We start from the raw sequence: 19,109 nt of genomic DNA on the forward strand, positions 1-19,109 counted from the left end.
CATTTAGGAGGAGGGAGTATGGTAACAGTATTTTGGGTATGTTTTCTAGTTGGCGTGCTCTTTACGTTAGTGGTCGTTATTTTTGGTGATGCACTATCTGGGGCTTTAGAGGCGCCTGCTGAATGGCTTTCTATTAGCCATCTTCCTGCTTTGCAGCCGACGACGTTACTAGGCGGTATAACCGTCTTTGGAGGAGCTGGCATATTGATGGATAGACTTACAGATTGGTCTATGCTGACCATCGTTTGCTTAGCATTTTTGGCTGCTTTACTCGGTATCGTGCTTATCTATTATATCTATATTAAACCAATGGCTAACGCCGAAGTATCGTTAGGATATTCAATCGTTGAATTGGTTGGTAAAGTTGCTCAAGTAACGGTACCCATCCCTGCTGAAGGCTATGGTGAAGTCATCATTAAAACATCAGGCGGTATTGTCAATCATATCGCGTCAAGCTTTGATCGTGTTGCAATATCAAGTGAAGCTACAGTAGTTGTAGTTGATTTGCACGATGGTGTTCTGCTAGTCTCAGAAATTGACTTAAAGTAGAGAGGAGAATGCTGAATGTTTGATAATTTTACAATAACGATTGCAGTAATTATTGTAGGTGTATTTGTTGTACTTGGCTTGGCTTTTTGGGCTAGATATAAAACGGTAAGTCCAGATGAAGCGATGTTGGTAACAGGTTCATTTCTTGGCTCGAAAAATACGATGGTTGACGAATCGGGGAGAAAAGTCAAAATTATTCGCGGTGGCGGTGCATTTATTATTCCAATTTTCCAACAAGCCCAATACTTATCTTTACTTTCTCATAAGCTGGATATTGCTACTCCAGAAGTTTACTCGGCTCAAGGTGTCCCAGTATTTTCTAATGGCGTAGCAATTATTAAAATTGGCGGTTCCATTGAAGATATTGCAACAGCAGCAGAGCAATTTCTCGGAAAGCCAACCGAGGCCTTAAAAACAGAGGCTCAGGAAGTGCTGGAGGGTCATCTACGAGCGATACTTGGTACGATGACAGTTGAGGAGATTTATCGAAATCGTGATAAATTTGCTCAAGAAGTGCAAGGCGTAGCAGCTCGTGATTTAAAGAAAATGGGACTGCAAATTGTTTCCTTTACGATAAAAGATGTGCGGGATAAGCACGGATACTTAGATGCGCTAGGTAAGCCAAGAATCGCAGCGGTAAAAAGAGATGCAGAAATTGCAGAAGCTGAAGCAGCTCGCGATGCTACGATTCAAAAAGCTCTAGCAGAGGAGGCAGCTAAAAAAGCTGAGCTGATTAGAGATACAAACATATCTGAGGCAGAGCGCGATAAGGAAATGAAAATCGCGTCCTTCAAGAAGGACCAAGATACTGCTAAAGCGGAAGCCGATCAAGCATATGCAATACAGGAGGCAAAAGCGAAGCAAATTGTCGTCGAAGAGCAAATGCGTGTTGAGCTGGTTCGTAAGGAGCGGGAGATTGACCTTGAAGCAATGGAAATTGTTAAACGTGAAAAGCAATATGATGCTGAAGTGAAGAAAAAAGCAGACGCCGACCGCTATGCGGTAGAGCAAGCTGCTGAAGCGAATAAAGCTAGACAAATTCGTGAAGCAGACGCACTGCAATATCGCATTGAAGCAGAGGCAAAAGCTGTAGCAGAGCAAAAACGTCTTGAAGGTTTGGCTGCTGCAGAAGTTGAACGCGCTCAAGGTACAGCTACGGCGGAAGTTATTCGTCTTAAAGGTTTGGCAGAAGCGGAAGCAAAGGAAAAATTGGCGATGGCATTCGAGAAGTTTGGCGAAGCGGCTGTACTCGATATTGTATTAAAAATGCTTCCTGAGCTTGCAGGCAAAATTGCCGAACCGCTCGGTAAAATTGATAAGCTGTCTGTTGTGGATACTGGCAATGGTGAAGGGGCAGCGAGAGTTAGCAATTATGTAACTTCTTTAATGGCGACTGCTCCAGAAATGCTGGAAAATGTGACTGGTTTAAATATTAATCAGCTCATTACTTCTTTAACAAGCGGCAAGGCAGCAACTGCTGAAAATGTACCTGTTATTGAGCAGACGGCAGCAGCTAAAGAAATATTAACGAAAAAACAGGATAATTAATGAAATTCCAGCATAACAATATAAAAAAAGGACTGCATATAAAAATGCAGTCCTTTTTATAACAGCGATTAACGGCTGTAGAACTCGACAATTTGTTTTTCGTCGATTTCTTGAGAAAGCTCAGCACGTTCAGGCAAACGAACGAATTTACCTTCTAGCGCTTGGTCATTGAACTCAAGGTAGTTTGGCAAATGAACGCGAGCTTCTAGTGCTTCTTTAACGGATTTCAAGCCGCGGCTACGTTCACGTAGACCGATAACATCGCCAATAGAAACAGAATAAGAAGCGACGTCAACTTTTTTACCGTTAACAGTAATGTGACCGTGAGCTACAAGCTGACGAGCACCTGCACGAGAGTTAGCAAAGCCTAGACGGTATACCAGGTTGTCCAAACGACTCTCAAGAAGAATCATGAAGTTTTCACCGGCAATACCTTTCATTTTTGTAGCTTTGTTATAAAGATTGCGGAATTGTTTTTCGCCTAGACCATACATATGGCGAAGTTTTTGTTTTTCCATAAGTTGCATACCATAGCCGCTTACTTTACGGCGAGAGTTTGGACCGTGTTGTCCTGGAGGGAACGGTCTTTTAAGATCTTTACCAGTACCGCTTAGAGAAATTCCAAGACGGCGACTTAATTTAAATTTAGGACCAGTATAACGTGACATGTGTCGATTAACTCCTTCATCAAATAAAATTATTGTGAATGGGGTTTGTTTCGCGGATAAGTAGGCGTAGCTCGGAAAAAGCTACACTGCCGGGCATTTCAGCCGCAGGCCCAACAGTCCATACAAATCCTGAGGGTGACACAAAACCGTACGCCCATAATTCCATCATCATTAATATTATAAAGTTTGAATTATAATTGTCAAGAAATGAAAGCGTTATATTTTCTGCTGATAAATAATCTTTTAACCACACAGCCTTAAGACCTAATAATTTGGATGTTATTAGTGCAAAATTCTTAAAAATAGAGTATGATTAGTACAGAGAACACTCATCTCCTTAGGTTAGTGAAGGAAAGGGTTGGGTATTATGAAGCTAGACAGAAGTACAGATATATATAAGCCTGCACTTTGGTTTAAAAATGAAGATTTTCAAGACGCTGACGAGCCATATTTACCAGAGCTTTATGAGGAAAGCTTTAAAGCTTGGTATGAAGATGCAAAGGATATCGAGGCGACTCAGCTAGGATTGTTTTGGCTATATACCAAAAGTGCGCGTATATACACCACAGAAATGCCCACTGAGAATGCTTTAGTTGCTGCTAACTGGGATTCTGCAATGAAAAAAATAGCAGAGCGATGTTTGCAGGAGGAAGCTTATATTAGCCTTGTGGAGAATGGGGTACAGTACAATGCAGTGCCTGTTTCAAGACGTAAAGACGAAAAAGTTTTTGCTGCTTTTCTTTTCGCTACGAATGAACAACATGCAATTAGCAAATCTGAAATGCAAAGCTACATGAAGCATTTTCGCCTACACTTTTACCGCGTATTTGAAAATGTATTCGTAAGAGAGATTATGTTGCAAAAGACGTTGATTGATAAGGAAGCTACTCATCGAGAACGCCTTTTTTTAATTTCTAAGCGATTATATGATCAATTTGACGCAGAAAGCGTAGTTAGGGAAATGCTACACAGCCTTGAAGATTTGTATCAAGATTCAGAAATCTTATTATATTTATCTCAAGATCATCTTGAAGGTGACAGTCGAGTTAGGCCGTTAGAGTTTCGCAATTCAGCAAACGATATTGTGACTGAGGCTTTTCTTGAAGGGAAATGCTGTACAGAACGAGACGCGTCAGGCTACATTCGTTTAGCTATTCCGATGAATGGTAAGCAAGCTGCGTACGGCGTGCTATGTATTAAAATTAATATGGCACATTGGGATGAATCCGATCTGCCTGCATTTATGCTTATTGCAGATACGGCTGGATCGGCATTTGAAAATGCTAAGCTCTATGAACAGTCTACTCTTCTGATAAATGAATTAAGAATCATTAATGAGATGACGAAGCGTTTAAACCAATCGTTACGTTCACGTGAAATATTTCAATATGCAACACTTGAACTATTGAAAGTTTTTGAAGCAGATTATTGCTGTATATTGCAGTTGGATCGGCAAAGTTGTGAGTTCAAAGTGCGTGCAAGCAATTTAGAATCACTTGTAGGTAAAAGTTTTGCCAATAACTATGGCTTTACTGGTGTTGTTTATCATACTCGTGAAGCGCTTATTACATCTGATTACAAAAGAACAAATTCAGTTGTATCAGAGTTAATGGAACAGACGAATTCACGATCATTGATAGGGGCTCCCATTTTTGTGGAGGGAGAAGTAACAGGTGTTATTTTAGTTACACACCGCAATGCCAATTATTTTTCCTACGATAATTATAAACTATTACAGGTAGTCAGCACGCATATAGGGCTTGCCATAACAAATGCTTCACTGCATGCCGAAATGCGCAAAATGATTATAACGGATAATTTGACGAATTTGTATGTTCGACACTATTTAGATGAAGAAATTCAGCGTAAACAGCGAACAGACAATCAGGGTTCGCTTATTCTTGTTGATATTGATTATTTCAAGTCAATTAATGATACGTACGGACATCAAGTGGGTGACCGTATTCTTATTCAAGTAAGCTCCATTATTCGTTCCTCCATTCGAAATGGAGATATTGCTGCACGTTGGGGTGGAGAAGAATTGGCGATTTATTTACCTAATGTTCCAGCTTCTCATGCCGTTCACATTGCAGAACGAATTCGCTTGCGTGTGGAAACTGAAACTGATCCGCATGTAACTGTATCTTGTGGGATCAGTGAATGGGATACGACTCATGAAAAAATAAGTGTAGAATCACTATTTTATCGTGCAGATATGGCATTATATCAATCGAAAAACAGTGGCCGTAATCGAGTAAATATCGGTTAATTACTCTAGTGCAAACTGCTGACCGCTATGCCTTTCACTATCACTGCATAAAAAATTAGTGAAGCGATTATACTCGAAAATCACTATGTTTGATTAAAGACTGCATCCATTAGCTGCACATAGACTTTTAGCACAGGAGTATGACAAGTTTGATAATCAAGTGCTCCGACATTAAGCTTACTTAATGGAAAGCTGCAAAAAGCATAATACCTCAGTACTAAAAAGCTGCTCAGCTCGTCAGACTTTTACTGGCTTGCCAAGCAGCTTTTTATGTTTTGCTTTATGCATAAGTTGAAGTTGTTTGAGTTACGCTACATAGTATTATGGACTATGAGGTGAACTATGCGTAGAAGCAAAAATAGTAGTTTTATCGGCTTGTTAATATGCTCGTTTGTCATTGCTGCATGCAGTATTATTACTGACAATCGCACGGCAGAAAAGTGGCTTCAGCTTGTTCATGCTGGAATGATTGCAGAGGATAACTATCGGTTTAACGGTTCTGTGATCATGGGATTTGAAGGCAGCAAAGAGCTTTCGCCATTAGCATTTGAAGGCGAAATTTTACAGCATAAGCAAATTGCCTTTCATGTGCAGCAAAGCAATAGCTTTGTCAACAGTCCGGTTAACGAGCTTGAGTTTATCGTAAACAATCTTGCGCAAGCAGAAATTATTCGAAACGAGCTTAATGAGACCAATAACGAAAATGTCGTTGTCATTCGCGCAGAAGTTAAACCTGAGGCAGCAACGGCTCGCTGGAAAGACCAGCTTAAGCAGGAGCTTCGCAATATATCCCTACAGGCACTCTCAGAGGTGCAACGTGACAAACAGCGTCTAGAACGAGTACAAGCTGAGGTAGAGCGTTCAGAGCAGGAGCTTGAGTCAATGCTTGAGCGTTTAGAAGTAACATCGCAATATGAAATTACAATTGAACCAACAAGGGTTGTTGCATTACATATGAATGAACAAGTTCATTTAAAATATGTAAAAGAGGGGAGTGAAGTCAAAGAGTATCGAAAAAGCAATATTACATTTGATTTAACACCAAATTAGATGATACGATGAATTTATAAATTCAGTTTACTTAGAAAGGGGAACACACATGAGAGATCCGAGAATTCAACGTCTGGCCCAAAACCTAGTACAATATTCAGTTGATGTTCAACCTAATGAAAATATATTGATTGAAATGATTGGCGAGGAAATAGAACTTGTAAAGGCATTGGTAGAGGAAGTTAGCAAACGAGGCGGCAGACCATTTGTAGAGCTTAATCCTAGAGAAATTACTCGCAGTCTCTTGCTAAATGCTAGTAAGGAACAGATCGAGCTATGGGCAGAGTTTGACTTAGCACGAATGAAGCAAATGCACGGTTATATTGGTATTCGTTCAGGAGGCAACGTAAATGAGCTGAGCGATGTACCTGAGCAGGCTATTAAATGGTACGAATCGATTCATCGTGCAAAGGTACATATGGAGCAGCGGGTTAAGCATACAAAATGGGTAATTTTAAGATATCCAAATCCATCGATGGCACAGCTTGCAGGCATGAGTACGGAGGCATTTGAAAACTTCTATTTTGATGTATGTAATTTGGATTATGCAAAAATGGATAAGGCAATGGATGCACTATACAATCGCATGAGTAAGGCGGATAAGGTAAGAATTGTTTCACCTGGTACAGATTTAAGCTTCTCAATAAAAGGAATCGGAGCTCAAAAATGTTCTGGCCGTCGAAATATTCCTGACGGTGAAGTTTACTCTGCACCGATTCGTGATTCTGTCGAGGGTGTTATTCAATATAATACGCCAACTGTATATTCTGGAACGACCTTTAAGAATGTCAAACTAACCTTTAAGCAAGGTAAAATTATTGAGGCGGAAGCTGGAGATCAAACCGAAAAGCTCAACAAAATTTTAGATACTGATGAAGGGGCACGTTATATTGGTGAATTTGCTATAGGCTTTAACCCCTACATATTGCATCCGATGAATGATATACTATTTGATGAAAAAATTGCTGGAAGCTTACATTTTACCCCTGGTCAATGCTATGAGGTATGTAATAACGGCAATAACAGTGCCATTCATTGGGATCTTGTGCTTATACAGCGTCCAGAATATGGTGGTGGTGAAATCTATTTCGATGGTGAGTTAATACGAAAAGATGGAAGATTTGTTGTGAGTGATTTACAAAGCCTTAATCCTGAAAATTTAAAAGCTTAAATAGATTTTTGTTTGGAAAATGCTTGATGGATAACTCTTTTCAAGGTATGATGGTACTGATAAAACTTATTTTCGATGGAGGGATCTCCCATGTCAAATAATGCAGCTATCGTAGAAATTTCACAAACTGCGAGTAAATTTACTTCTTCAATCGTTCTTCAAGCAGATAGCAAATACATTGATGTTAAAAGTATTTTAGGTCTTTTTACAACACTTGTAGGTAATCAATCGTATGAGCTTCATGTGCATGGTCCAGATGCCGAAGAAGCGAAAAAAGCAATGACTGAGGTATTTGCTAAACACGGTTTAAGTGTAAAAGTAGTTTCTGAGTAATGATGAGGCGCTTCTCTGTTACAGGGAGGCGTTTTTTTGTATGGGTCTATATTTTATATTTACATATTACTGTGAATATTAAAAAGCTAAGCGATTATGAGATAGCGCAATTTAAGTTCTTCAATTTTCTTGTTAATTTATTTTAGAGGGATGCTCGATTTATTCTTGTACTAATTTCATTTTTCGTCTAATATAAAGAGAGTATAAGTTGTTGGAGAAGGTGTGAAGGAGGGGTTCGATGTCTGCACTAGATCGCGCTGAATTATTATCCGAACGTGCACTACGTCTTCTGCAAGAAGATGCAGCTAAAATAGAAAAGCTTATCGAAGTCCAGATGGCGAATCTTACTACCCGGCAGTGTCCGTTGTATGAAGAGGTTTTAGATACACAAATGTATGGATTCTCGCGTGAAGTTGATTTTGCTACTCGTGCCGGATTAATCACCGATATCGAGGGTAAAGATATATTAAGTCGACTAGAGCGTAATCTAGCTGTATTATATGAAGCACTAGATCAGAAAGGACGATCTCAATAGAGATTGTTCTTTTTTTGTTGTTTCGACATTTTATTGCTAGCAGCTCGCTCTTTATTTTGGACTCTAACTTGATTAAGGTAGTGTTATCCTTTACAATGTATATATATGGCATAATGAGGAGTGAGTGACATGACCGAGGAACTTCAAAATGGTGTAATTCGTATCTCTGATGATGTAGTAGCTACAATAGCGGGACTTGCAGCACTCGAAACGCCTGGTATAGCAGCAATGTCTGGAGGAATCTCTGAAGGACTTGCCAAAAGACTAAGTGGAAAAAACGTACAAAAAGGTGTAACAGTTGAAGTTGGTCAATTAGAAGCAGCAATTGACCTTCGTATCATTGTTCATTACGGTATTCCAATTCAAGAGGTTTGCCGTCAATTACAGTTAAATGTACGTGAAGCTGTGTCAAATATGACCGGACTTCAAGTTGTCGAAGTGAATGTAAAAGTTGAAGGTGTAGTGTTTAAAGAGGATGAGCCTGAAGAAGTAGTTGTACGTTTGAAATAATAACGTATCCATCATAAAAGCGACTGTCACCCTACATTTCGTAGGGTGTAGCAGTCGCTTTTGTTGTTGTTGTAACAGAAGTTACCGACGTTTTGTTCGTAACACGATAGTATTCACGCGATATGCTTAACAATACCCCCATACTCATTAACATGACTAATAAGGAGGAGCCACCATGACTAATAAATGGCAGGGTAACACCTGTTAGTGGAATTGCTCCGGTTACACCACCGATATTAATAAAGGTCTGAAAAGCTAATAGTGATGAAATTCCAATTCCTGTTAACATTCCAAATGTATCAGGACAGCGCACAGCAACGATAAAACCACGCCATATAAAGACAATCATAAATAGCAGAAAAAGAGCTGCACCAATAAAGCCAAATTCTTCGGCGATGATTGCAAAAATAAAGTCGCTATGTGCGTATGTTAAATAATGAAGCTTTTGCACACTTTCACCAAAGCCTGCTCCTGTTAACCCGCCATGACCAAGCGCTTGCAACGAGGAGATAAGCTGAAACGATTTACCTTCGGCATGAGATAGCGGGTCAAGAAAGGCGGTAAAGCGGTCCATCCGATACTCCCAGGCTTTTGGATTTCGCTCAATCGAAATTAATACAATCGGCGTAATAACCGCAATAGCAGATACAAGCGTTAGCAATAAGTGCTGAAGCTTTGCTCCCGCCGCCCAAACAATCATTGCTGAACAGCCTGCGATAATAATGACTGCACCCAAGTCTGGCTGCATCATAATTAAGCCGCAGACGAAGCCGATAATAATAAGAACCGGGAGTAAGCCGCGTTTAAAATCTCGAAACTTTTCTCCCTTTTTGGCAATTAAAGCCGCTAGATATAAAATAAGTGCTAGCTTAGCGGGCTCTGTTGGCTGTATACCGAGCCCTCCAATACCAAACCAACTGCGAGCGCCATGAATTTCAACTCCAATGAACGGCACTAGCATTAGCATAATGACGACCACGAGAAAAAATAACACTTGTAGCTTTTTCAGTCTTCGGAATGGAATGTTCATCGTAATAAACATTACCACTAATCCGATACCAGCCCACATTAGCTGACGTTTTGTAAAGTAAAGAGGGTCATTATTATACATATCGGAAACAACTGCAACACCTGAGCTCGCGCTAAACACCATAACAAGACCAAATCCAACTAGCATCAAAGTCATAATAAGCAGTAGAAAATCAGGTCTACCTTTACTTGCTTTTTGCGGAGCTTTCATTGTTTATCCCTCGTCATTAGCTCAATACTGCATGCAATTGCTTAATGACATTGTTAACAGTGTTCATAATGGATTTAGGAATTTCAGATTCGTATTCCAAGCCATGCGGGAAGGTTGCACGACCGATATAAACATCTTCAATGACAAGTACAGCATGCGGCTGCTCTAACTTTCCTTCGACAGCGCGAGTATTAATTCGAAGATAGTAAGTATTGCCAGACTCATTATCTTCTAATTTAAGATCATATGTAGCACGATAATATTCCCATTGCCCTCTAAAAAAGCCGAGCTTTTCAGTAACTTCGTCAAGATAACCAAGCTCGCTTTTTAATCCGTTCAGTCCGGAATTCTCGATAATCATTCCATTTCCTCCTATAAGATAAGATGAATGTATAGATTTCCTTTCATAATGATAGTATGTTTCTAGCGCTTGTGCAAGCATTACTGCAATATGATAGATTAACAACAATACATTTACTAGAATGAATACCGCCAAACCTAATTTTCTGTTAAACTGTAAATATAATGTTATCAATGCTATAGGAGGTAACTGACATGGACATAATGACATATTTGGAGGACTTTACAGAGCAAATATATAGCAAAGTAGTGTCTTGGCGTCGTTATCTTCATCAATATCCAGAGCTTTCATTTCAAGAGCAGCAAACCTCAGCTTGGATTGCAGAGCAGCTTAAAGCGATGGGCTGTGAAGAGATTATACGTTGTCAAAATAATCACGGTCTTATCGTGAAAATCAAGGGGGCTAGACCAGGCCCTACAATTGCATTGCGAGCAGATATGGACGGTTTGCCGATTCAAGATGAGAAGCAAACAGAATATGCATCGAAAGTAGCAAATGTTATGCATGCTTGCGGTCATGATGGCCACACTGCAACGTTGCTTGCTGTAGCGCAGTTTTATATAGAGCATCAACATTTATTACATGGTGAACGAAGGTTGTTGTTTCAACCAGCGGAGGAGCTTTGCCCAGGGGGAGCCGCTTCGATGATTGCTGAAGGTGCATTAGATGGTGTAGATGTAATTTATGGAGTTCATTTATGGACGCCGCTTTCATACGGTAAGGTTTCCACTAAGGGTGGCAACTTTATGAGTGCAGTTGATGATTTTCAAGTTGAGATTAAAGGACATGGCGGACATGGCGGTATGCCGCATCAAACGATTGATTCGATTGTTATTGGAGCGCAAATTGTGCAAAGTTTGCAAACGATTGTCAGCCGAAGCATTAATCCAATTTCACCAGCGGTAGTATCAGTTGGTTGTTTTCAAGCAGGTCAAGCAAATAACGTTATTGCAGAGCGATGTGTGTTAAAAGGCACGATAAGAACCTTTGATGAGGAAAGCAGAGTATTAGCACAGCAAAAGGTGGAGCAAACGATTAAGCAAATTTGCGCTTTGCATGGTGCAAGTTATGATTACGAGCTTAAAAAGGGTTATCCTGCCGTTATTAATGACGGCAAGGAGGCAGAACGCGTCTTGCAAGTCGCAAAAACTGTTGTTGGCAAGCAGGGAGCTGAGCTTGCCTCGCCAATTATGATAGCTGAAGACTTTGCTTATTATCTAAAGGAGATAAAAGGCTGCTTTATGTTCGTTGGAGCGGGGAACGAGGAGATAGGTGCGAATTACGCGCATCACCATCCACGCTTTGATATTGATGAACGTGCAATGAAAAATTCGCTGCGCATGCTTATCGCAACTTCTGAGGATTATGCAAAGCACGCATTGAGCAACGTATAGCGTTTTTGCTACATGATACAAAAAAGCTGATTACCGAAGGACTTATTCAGTCCATTCGGCAATCAGCTCATTGTTAGCATTATATAACTCCGCACTTTCTTTTTCTGACAGCGACCAAACGAAATCATTTCCCCAATATAACGTATGCTCTTCAGAAGTATGTTCAATGCTTTTAGCATATACAACAACATTTTCTCCTGGTTCCAGCACAATATCCTCGAAAATATAAATTTCATTTCCTGTAACACTAACCAGCTTCCAATTATGAATATCTAATTCGTTGGACGTATAATTTGAAATAATTGCTTTTTGGTCCTTCTTAATGACGGAAAGTCGAATTCCTTTATAGGTTGTTTCTTTGAGTTCTACATCCACATTGCTTGTTTCCTCGTCGTCATGCCATATTCCCTTTTTATTGCTTTTTGCTAATTGTTCGTGTTGCTTGTATTTGTTCTCCATCTTAATATTCGGCTCAACAATAAGTACTTTTGCAAATCCAGCTTCGAGCAGTAACTCATTTAACGAATTTCCGTCCTTTAATTGCACAACCGCTTGCAATTGACCAGTTTCATTGCGAGTCTCTTGATCGAAGCTAAGAGAAACCTCAGCAGAGGCAGTAAGCTGATCTAAAATAAATTGATATACTTCATCACCAAGTAATGGATGATTAATATCAACCACATCAAGTGAAAGAAACGTTACTTGTTCAATTCGATCGCCTACGATAATTTCAAATGTGTCATTACTAATTATTTTCCCAATTGGATACCAGGTATTCTCTTTTATAGCATTTGAAGTCGCTGTCGGTAAGTTCGTGCATGATGCTAATAAAGCAATTGCCGTAAAGCATACGACAAAGATCAAATTTCTCATGCAAGAATATCCTCCACCATGTCGAAAATCGTAAAAACACGATAATTATACGTATTATAGCATATAATCTAAAGAAAAATATAGATTATATTAAAATCCAGCCCTTAAGTAGCATAAAAGCAACGATAAAACTCAATACTGATAGAGAGTACAAAAGAAGGGCAGGAAAGATTGATGCAGCGCAAGGAAATCATTATTATGCAGCGTGATATGACGATGCTGCTAGATCGAAATTCAAACGTAGCGCAAGAAGCTCGCATAGCTATAGCTCCTTTTACCGAGCTGTTGAAAGTGCTTGGACAATTTGAAGTATATGAATGCACCCCTTTAACTGTATGGAATGCACTAGCGCTAGGAATTAAAAGTGAGCGTATTATACAAAGTCTGCAAACCTATTGTCGGGGAGGTTTATCCAATGCTTGCGGAGATAGAATTAAGCTATGGATATCCCGTTATGGCAAGCTTAAGCTGAAATTAGTAGAGCAAGAGCTTGTATTAACTGGCGATAGCACGTTAATGCAGGAATTAGAGAAAAATCATATAGCTGCAAGCTGGATTGAAGAGCGACGGAGCAAGGATAAATGGGTTATTAAGCGCGAGGGACGCGGCTTTATTAAGCAAGAGCTTGCTCGTGCAGGTTATTCTGTTCAGGACGAAGTAGGTTTTCGCGAAGGAGAAAATCTAACAATAGAATTATTACCTGTGACGAAGGCCGGAAAAATGTTTCAGCTGCGTGATTATCAGCGAAAAGCAATTGCTGCCTTTCATCGTGATGTAATCGGTGGAAGCGGAGTTATTGTATTGCCCTGCGGTACAGGAAAAACCGTAACCGGGATCGGCATTATGACAAGTTTGCAAACTGAAGCACTAATCGTTACTTCAAGTGTTACTTCAGCCCGTCAGTGGCAGGCTGAGCTGCTTGATAAAACGTCGATTTCTCCAGCCGATATTGGCATGTATTGCGGTCGCGAACGAAACGTAGCTAAAGTAACGATTGCCACCTATACAATACTCACGCATCGCAGCAATAAATCACAGCAGTATGAGCATATGAAGTTGTTTTCCGAGCGAAATTGGGGATTAATCATTTATGACGAGGTGCAAATGCTGCCAGCTCCGATATTTCGCATGACAGCGATGCTTCAGGCAACAAGAAGATTAGGGCTTACCGCAACGTTAATTCGTGAAGATGGCTGTGCAAGTGATGTTTTTTCTCTAGTAGGCCCTAAGCTTTACGATATGAATTGGAAGCAAGCAGAAAATGAGAACTATATTGCTAAAGTCCACTGTATCGAGGTACGTGTTCCGCTTTCAACTGAGCAGCAGCAGCTTTACAATGAAGCAACTCCAAGGACCCGCCTAAAAATAGCTGCACAAAATGTTAATAAAATGACAGTTGTAGAAGCGATTTTGAAGCAGCATCGGGAAATGCCAACCTTAATAATTGGACAATATATCGAACAATTACAGCAGATCGCCGAAACGTTTCAATTGCCGTTTATTTCGGGCAACACGAGCTATGAACAGCGTGAGCAAATATTTGCCCAGTTTCGTTGCGGCAAAATTAAAGTGCTAGTTGTTTCACGCATTGCTAATTTGGCAGTAGATTTACCAGATGCTTGTGTGGCGATTCAAGTATCAGGAAGTTTCGGCTCACGTCAAGAGGAAGCACAACGGATAGGTAGGCTGCTTCGCCCTAAGCAGGGCTTAAATGAAGCATGGTTTTATACCTTAGTGACCGAGCAAAGCAAAGAAACTGAATTTGCCCTGAAACGTGGAATGTTTATGCTTGAGCAAGGTTATCAGTATCGTTGTTTATCGCAGGCTGAGGTGATGCTATGAACAAGCTTTATGGCTGGGAAGCGATATATGCTGAACCGCTAAAAGCTCAATTTATGGAAAGTCCTCATTGGACCCAAAATACGGACAAGCTCCCTAGAAAATGGGAACAAGTGGTGCTTGAACGTTCACTAATTAAACGTGTGTTGTCAAACTTAACTGAAACTGAAAGGCAAGTTCTAGCGTGTTTGTTAAGCGGCTGTCTGATAAACCCACAGCAGGAGCAGCAATTACTTGACTTGCTTTCCCATATGCTTTGCAAGCCTAAGCGACAATGTTATGAAGCACTCATTAGTTTAGCTCAAGCAGGCATAGTCAGCTGTATGAATCATTCCTGGTACGGCATATATTGGTTTATGCCTTCACCTATTTTTCAGCATTGGCGTGCTGAGCTCCTGCAATGGCGGGAGGAACATGAATTAGCGAGTGAGCATGTTGAGGAGGAGCTGGCTTGCTTTGAGTTGCTATCTGAACTGCCAAATGAGCTGCTAGGAGAAAGCTGTTATGCTCATGCCGTAAACTTTCCTGTAGCTTTTCTATTATTTTTGCATGAATTATCAATTCAACCCCTGCTCTTTACTAAGCAAGGCAATCTTAATAAAAAAATAGCCAAAAATCTTTTGAAGCGGCTAGATAAATATATGAATAGCAAAGCATTACATCAGCTATGGGACAGTTGGTTTTTACAAAAGGAACGTGCTAGTTTAGGCAAGAAAGAGGATCATATAAGCGGCGCTTTATATTTACTACTTGAGCTTGCTTATGATATGGGGATTATTGATAAGGAGCATTCACATGGCTTCAATAACGCTAAGCTTATGCAATGGCTTTCGTTAAGTCAGCAGCAACAAGATGACATTATCTGGCATTGGCTGCTGGAACATTTTATTACGACATTAGATGAGCAGTATAAAAAGTCATGCTTCATGCGCCGTATTTTGCTATATTTGCTGGATTTGCCAAGAGACAAGGATTGCTGGCTTAGCTATAAGCGAAAAGTGGAAGCAGGTACATATGATGATGAGCAAGAAGAAATGCTGCAACTGCTTAGACTATTAAGAGAATGTGGCTTCGTCTCCTATGCTGCTGAACTTTTACCAACTGCCGATAAACATACGAATTTATTAGATAGTGAGAAGCATAACCAGCGAAAAACAGATGCGGAAGAAATATCAAGTATTTTCAAGCAATTATTTGCTAAACGCGAACAAGTTGCATCTAGCTATAACATGCTTCATCTTGAACCAAATGGTGAGCTGTTTCTTTTACCTGGAACGTGTCCAATCCTTTTATGGCAAGCCTTGGAGGTAGCAGAGCTAGTTGATGTACAGGAAATTGTCCAGTTGCGTCTTACCGTTTCATCCCTCAAGCGCTATATGAACAACGGACATTCGCTCGAACTGCTTGAAGCATGGTTATTGGGCTTATCCAATCATATGCTGCCTGATTTAATTTCGGCGATGCTTCAAGGGGTCAAAGGTGAGGTGGAAAATGGGGACAAAAGCGAGGCCAGAAGCCAAGAAACGGTTCAAAAAGAGTTTTTACATACTTTGTTAAGCAAAAATGCTATAACCCCTGTACCAGTTGATTACGAGCTTAATTCAATATCTAACTGGGGAAACTATTGCTTAAGTCCATTAGGCAAGCTAAATGATGGACAGATGCTAACTCCCCAGCAATTAAAAAATGAGCTGCGCAATCTGGATTTACAACAGATACCGCGAAATTGGCTTAAAGAGCTGCGCCGCTATCATAAGTCAACGACGCTGCAAATCGTCGAAACTGCCCTGCAATATGATTTAGCTTTGTATGTTCAGTTTGATGGAAATTTATGGCATGTTGTCCCTAAAGCCTTGCAGGAAAACGAAGGAAAATGGTATCTAACGGCGGTCATCTATGCAAGGCCTAAGCAACCGTTTCTTGAGATTGATTTAGAGAAAATAGAGGGGATTCAGCTTGCTAATGATGCATGAAAAGCTGAACAAAGCTATTGGCAGACTTCTCTTAGTATGATAACGTATATGATGTAGCAAAATTAAAAAAGAGGTGGTATGAATGTACGAATACGGACAAGCTGTTGCCACCGAACCAGGAGCTGGGACGATAGATATGGGCTCCTTAGTGCTCAAAGCGTATGAGCTTGGTGATACAATTATTGCATCTAAACCGGTTGCTGATTATTTATACTGGCAATCTGAGGTTGCTAAAAATACAGAGGTTAAACAAATTCAACGTGAGTTTGAACGTGCGAAGGAATTGTTTGAGGAAACTGAGCGATTCGGTCGCTTTCATCCAAACTACCATGAAGCACGTCAACGTGTGAAGGAGGTGGAAGCGCGACTAAATAGCATTCCTTGTGTGCAGCAATTTAAGCAATGTGAAGCACAGCTTGATGAATTGTTGCATGAGGTAGCTACTGTGATCGCGCGCTCTGTTTCAGATACAATAAAAGTACCAAGCAATGAGAAGGACGCTTTAAGGGGCTGCGGTAGCGGCGGCTCATGTAGTTGTGGCAGCGGCGGCTGCGGTTAGAATTGCTATGACTGAGAGGGGAGTCATTCATGTTACCTGAGCGTACAGGGTTTATTGTATGGGTCAGTGATTTAAAGGCAGCTCGTGGCTTAGAACGACTTGGAACTGTACACTATATGTCGCGCAAGTTGCATTATGTTGTGCTTTATATGAACTCTGATAAAGTTGAAGAAAATTTAAAGCAGCTACACCGATTATCTTATGTACGTAAGGTAGAGCGTTCCTATCGTAACGAGATAAAAACAGAGTACAGCAAAGATGTCGAAGATAAGACAAGAGCATATAGCATTTAGTTTTATGTAAAACGCCTTGACGAGCGCAGCGCTCAGCTCAAGGCGTTTTTTTGACTTATCTTTGTAAGGAAAATGTTGTATAATTTCAAACATCAAGAAAGGAAGTATGTTAGATGCCGTTAAATTTTCATCAGCTTCATATTTTTTATACAGTTGCTGAACGCGGCAGCTTTTCTGCTGCTGCACAAGCGTTATATATGACCCAACCTGCAGTTACGATGCAAGTGCAATCGCTGGAAGAATATTTTGGCTGCAAGCTCTTTATGCGTTCCACGAAAAAAATTGAACTGACAGAGGCAGGTAAAGTACTGCTTCCGTATGCCAAACGCAGCATTGAGCTTATTCGTGACACCGATCAAGCAATGGCTAATTTTACACAGCAACAAAAGGGCAGGTTAACATTAGGAGCAAGCTTAACGATTGGTGAATCGATATTGCCGCGTTGGCTAGGGCCATTTGGTAAAGAATATCCGAATATAGGAATAAGTATGAAGGTAATGAACACCTCCAACTTAATCGAGGAAATTGAATCTCATCAGCTTCAATTTGCCATTGTTGAAGCATTAATTCAGCATCCAGATTTACAGATCGAAGCAGTTATGGAAGATGAACTTATGCTTGTCGCTCCCGCAGATCATCCTCTAACAAAATTAGAAGTCATTACACTTGAGGATGTGCTGAATTATCCATTTATTTTGCGAGAGCAGGGCTCAGGAACACGGCAAGTTATGGAAGAAAAGTTGATGGAAAATGGATATAACCCGCAACAGCTAAAAATTGTAATGGAGCTTGGCAGCACGGGGGCAATCAAATCTGCTGTTGAGGCTGGTTTAGGTATTTCATTCTTATCGGTTTCATCGGTTAAGCATGAGGTTGCACTAGGGCTAATTAAGACACTTCCGATTGAAAACGTAACGTTTAAACGTAAATTTTATTCCGTATACTTAAAGTCTACGCTGCTGCCAATTGCAGCAGTTACATTTTTGAACTTTTTACGAGAAAGGGATTTAAGTCAATGGCTGTAAATAATGTTATTGATATGCATGTTCATTCAACCGCCTCTGATGGTCAGTTTACTCCTACTGAAATCGTTCGGATGGCAGCGAAATTAAATATGGCTGGCGTGGCGTTAACCGATCATGATACGATTGCTGGAATTAAAGAAGCGATGGAAGCAGCGCAAGAGGTAAGAATAAAGTTTTTGCCAGGCATTGAAATTAGTACGGTGGCAGAAGGAAAAGACATTCATGTGCTTGGCTATTTTACCGATAACGAGGACAAGCTTTGGCTTGAACGGATAAGTAAACTCGGCGCTACGCGTGAGGCAAGAAACCAATCGCTGCTTAAAAAGTTAAATGAGCTAGGAATTCCGTTGACGATGGAGGAGGTTATCGCTGTAAGCGGAGATAAAGGCTCTGTAGGCAGACCTCATTTTGCTGAGGCGCTTATTGCTCGCGGGATAGTGTCAAGCAAGCAGCAAGCGTTTGATGAATATTTAGGGGAAAATGGAAAGGCATTCGTCCAGCCGCTTAGAATTCATCCCATTGAAGCATTCCAATGGATTAAGGAAGCGGGGGGTGTAGCTGTATTAGCTCATCCAGGAATCTATGGTGATGATGCACTGGTTGAGCAGTTATTAGCTGCAGGTCCCGATGGCGTAGAAGTTAAGCATAGTGATCATACGCCAGAACAAATTCAGTACTATAGCGAGCTTGCAGCTAAATACAAGCTACTTGCTACAGCAGGCTCAGATTTTCATGGCTATTATGAACAGGGACAAAGCTTTCATGGCGGCTTAGGCTCTGTTACAGCATCTATTGAAGTTTATGAGCAAATATACGCTCTTCAGCAACAGCGTAAGGAAAAATTAGCAAATGAATAGAAATCATATAACGTTGCAAAAGAAAAAGCCTGCGACGCTCCTATGTTGTAAATTAGGAAACG

General features: G+C 40.5%; 19 protein-coding genes. 15 read left to right on the top strand and 4 right to left on the bottom strand.

Translation table 11 applies throughout. The features are described from left to right. Positions 1 to 18: 18 nt before the first annotated feature. Together AC2TDL_RS17715 and floT are read left to right on the top strand one after the other, a co-directional pair. Positions 19 to 549: an NfeD family membrane protein gene (locus tag AC2TDL_RS17715; protein WP_484697368.1), complete on the top strand. Its 531-nt coding sequence runs from the start codon at positions 19 to 21 to the stop codon at positions 547 to 549. A gap of 15 nt (positions 550 to 564) precedes the next feature. Continuing rightward, complete coding sequence (gene floT, locus AC2TDL_RS17720; RefSeq protein ID WP_484697369.1) at positions 565 to 2,097, top strand: flotillin lipid rafts scaffold protein FloT; 1,533 nt, start codon at positions 565 to 567, stop codon at positions 2,095 to 2,097. A 68-nt stretch (positions 2,098 to 2,165) separates the two neighbouring features. On the opposite strand, the gene rpsD is transcribed toward floT, so the two are convergent. After that, positions 2,166 to 2,765 carry a 30S ribosomal protein S4 gene (gene rpsD, locus AC2TDL_RS17725; RefSeq protein WP_484697370.1) on the bottom strand — a complete coding sequence of 200 codons (600 nt, stop codon included), beginning with the start codon at positions 2,763 to 2,765 and terminating at the stop codon, positions 2,166 to 2,168. A 367-nt stretch (positions 2,766 to 3,132) separates the two neighbouring features. Between rpsD and AC2TDL_RS17730 the strand changes: the two genes are divergently transcribed. From AC2TDL_RS17730 to AC2TDL_RS17755, 6 genes are all read left to right on the top strand, one after another. Then, the gene (locus tag AC2TDL_RS17730) at positions 3,133 to 5,034 is read left to right on the top strand and encodes a sensor domain-containing diguanylate cyclase (RefSeq protein WP_484697371.1); all 1,902 of its coding nucleotides are present in this window, start codon (positions 3,133 to 3,135) and stop codon (positions 5,032 to 5,034) included. Positions 5,035 to 5,376: 342 nt separating this feature from the next. Further along, on the top strand, positions 5,377 to 6,084 hold the full coding sequence (locus AC2TDL_RS17735; protein WP_484697372.1) for a hypothetical protein: 708 nt from the start codon (positions 5,377 to 5,379) through the stop codon (positions 6,082 to 6,084). A 49-nt stretch (positions 6,085 to 6,133) separates the two neighbouring features. Then, on the top strand, positions 6,134 to 7,255 hold the full coding sequence (locus AC2TDL_RS17740; RefSeq protein WP_484697373.1) for an aminopeptidase: 1,122 nt from the start codon (positions 6,134 to 6,136) through the stop codon (positions 7,253 to 7,255). A 90-nt stretch (positions 7,256 to 7,345) separates the two neighbouring features. After that, positions 7,346 to 7,588 (top strand): HPr family phosphocarrier protein, encoded by a 243-nt coding sequence (locus AC2TDL_RS17745; RefSeq protein ID WP_484697374.1) that lies wholly within the window; start codon positions 7,346 to 7,348, stop codon positions 7,586 to 7,588. A 238-nt stretch (positions 7,589 to 7,826) separates the two neighbouring features. Continuing rightward, positions 7,827 to 8,123 (top strand): Fpa/YlaN family protein, encoded by a 297-nt coding sequence (locus AC2TDL_RS17750; protein WP_484697375.1) that lies wholly within the window; start codon positions 7,827 to 7,829, stop codon positions 8,121 to 8,123. A gap of 129 nt (positions 8,124 to 8,252) precedes the next feature. Then, complete coding sequence (locus tag AC2TDL_RS17755) at positions 8,253 to 8,633, top strand: Asp23/Gls24 family envelope stress response protein (RefSeq protein WP_484697376.1); 381 nt, start codon at positions 8,253 to 8,255, stop codon at positions 8,631 to 8,633. A gap of 31 nt (positions 8,634 to 8,664) precedes the next feature. Here AC2TDL_RS17755 and ftsW read toward each other — a convergent pair whose 3' ends face one another. Both ftsW and AC2TDL_RS17765 read right to left on the bottom strand, forming a co-directional pair. Next, complete coding sequence (gene ftsW / locus AC2TDL_RS17760; protein ID WP_484697377.1) at positions 8,665 to 9,873, bottom strand: putative lipid II flippase FtsW; 1,209 nt, start codon at positions 9,871 to 9,873, stop codon at positions 8,665 to 8,667. A 16-nt stretch (positions 9,874 to 9,889) separates the two neighbouring features. Beyond that, positions 9,890 to 10,234: a YugN family protein gene (locus AC2TDL_RS17765; RefSeq protein WP_484697378.1), complete on the bottom strand. Its 345-nt coding sequence runs from the start codon at positions 10,232 to 10,234 to the stop codon at positions 9,890 to 9,892. Positions 10,235 to 10,428: 194 nt separating this feature from the next. Here AC2TDL_RS17765 and AC2TDL_RS17770 point away from each other — a divergent pair, with 194 nt between their 5' ends. Then, positions 10,429 to 11,628, top strand: coding sequence for an amidohydrolase (locus AC2TDL_RS17770; protein WP_484697379.1), 1,200 nt, complete (start codon positions 10,429 to 10,431; stop codon positions 11,626 to 11,628). Between the two features lie 42 nt (positions 11,629 to 11,670). Here AC2TDL_RS17770 and AC2TDL_RS17775 read toward each other — a convergent pair whose 3' ends face one another. After that, a complete protein-coding gene (locus tag AC2TDL_RS17775) occupies positions 11,671 to 12,501 on the bottom strand; it encodes a lamin tail domain-containing protein (protein WP_484697380.1) in 831 nt (276 codons plus the stop codon). A gap of 174 nt (positions 12,502 to 12,675) precedes the next feature. Here AC2TDL_RS17775 and AC2TDL_RS17780 point away from each other — a divergent pair, with 174 nt between their 5' ends. The 6 genes from AC2TDL_RS17780 (at position 12,676) to AC2TDL_RS17805 (ending at position 19,047) form a co-directional block, all read left to right on the top strand. Continuing rightward, positions 12,676 to 14,343: a DNA repair helicase XPB gene (locus tag AC2TDL_RS17780; RefSeq protein ID WP_484697381.1), complete on the top strand. Its 1,668-nt coding sequence runs from the start codon at positions 12,676 to 12,678 to the stop codon at positions 14,341 to 14,343. Then, positions 14,340 to 16,313: a hypothetical protein gene (locus tag AC2TDL_RS17785; RefSeq protein ID WP_484697382.1), complete on the top strand. Its 1,974-nt coding sequence runs from the start codon at positions 14,340 to 14,342 to the stop codon at positions 16,311 to 16,313. Before AC2TDL_RS17780 ends, AC2TDL_RS17785 begins: the two co-directional genes overlap by 4 nt. An 82-nt stretch (positions 16,314 to 16,395) precedes the next feature. Then, positions 16,396 to 16,872 carry a YlbF/YmcA family competence regulator gene (locus AC2TDL_RS17790; protein ID WP_484697383.1) on the top strand — a complete coding sequence of 159 codons (477 nt, stop codon included), beginning with the start codon at positions 16,396 to 16,398 and terminating at the stop codon, positions 16,870 to 16,872. 29 nt (positions 16,873 to 16,901) lie between these two features. Next, positions 16,902 to 17,165: a YlbG family protein gene (locus AC2TDL_RS17795; protein WP_484697384.1), complete on the top strand. Its 264-nt coding sequence runs from the start codon at positions 16,902 to 16,904 to the stop codon at positions 17,163 to 17,165. 113 nt (positions 17,166 to 17,278) lie between these two features. Next, complete coding sequence (locus AC2TDL_RS17800; RefSeq protein ID WP_484697385.1) at positions 17,279 to 18,190, top strand: selenium metabolism-associated LysR family transcriptional regulator; 912 nt, start codon at positions 17,279 to 17,281, stop codon at positions 18,188 to 18,190. Further along, a complete protein-coding gene (locus AC2TDL_RS17805; RefSeq protein WP_484697386.1) occupies positions 18,181 to 19,047 on the top strand; it encodes a PHP domain-containing protein in 867 nt (288 codons plus the stop codon). Before AC2TDL_RS17800 ends, AC2TDL_RS17805 begins: the two co-directional genes overlap by 10 nt. Positions 19,048 to 19,109 lie beyond the last annotated feature (62 nt).

The sequence above is a fragment of the Paenibacillus sp. plas6 genome (genome assembly GCF_057221655.1).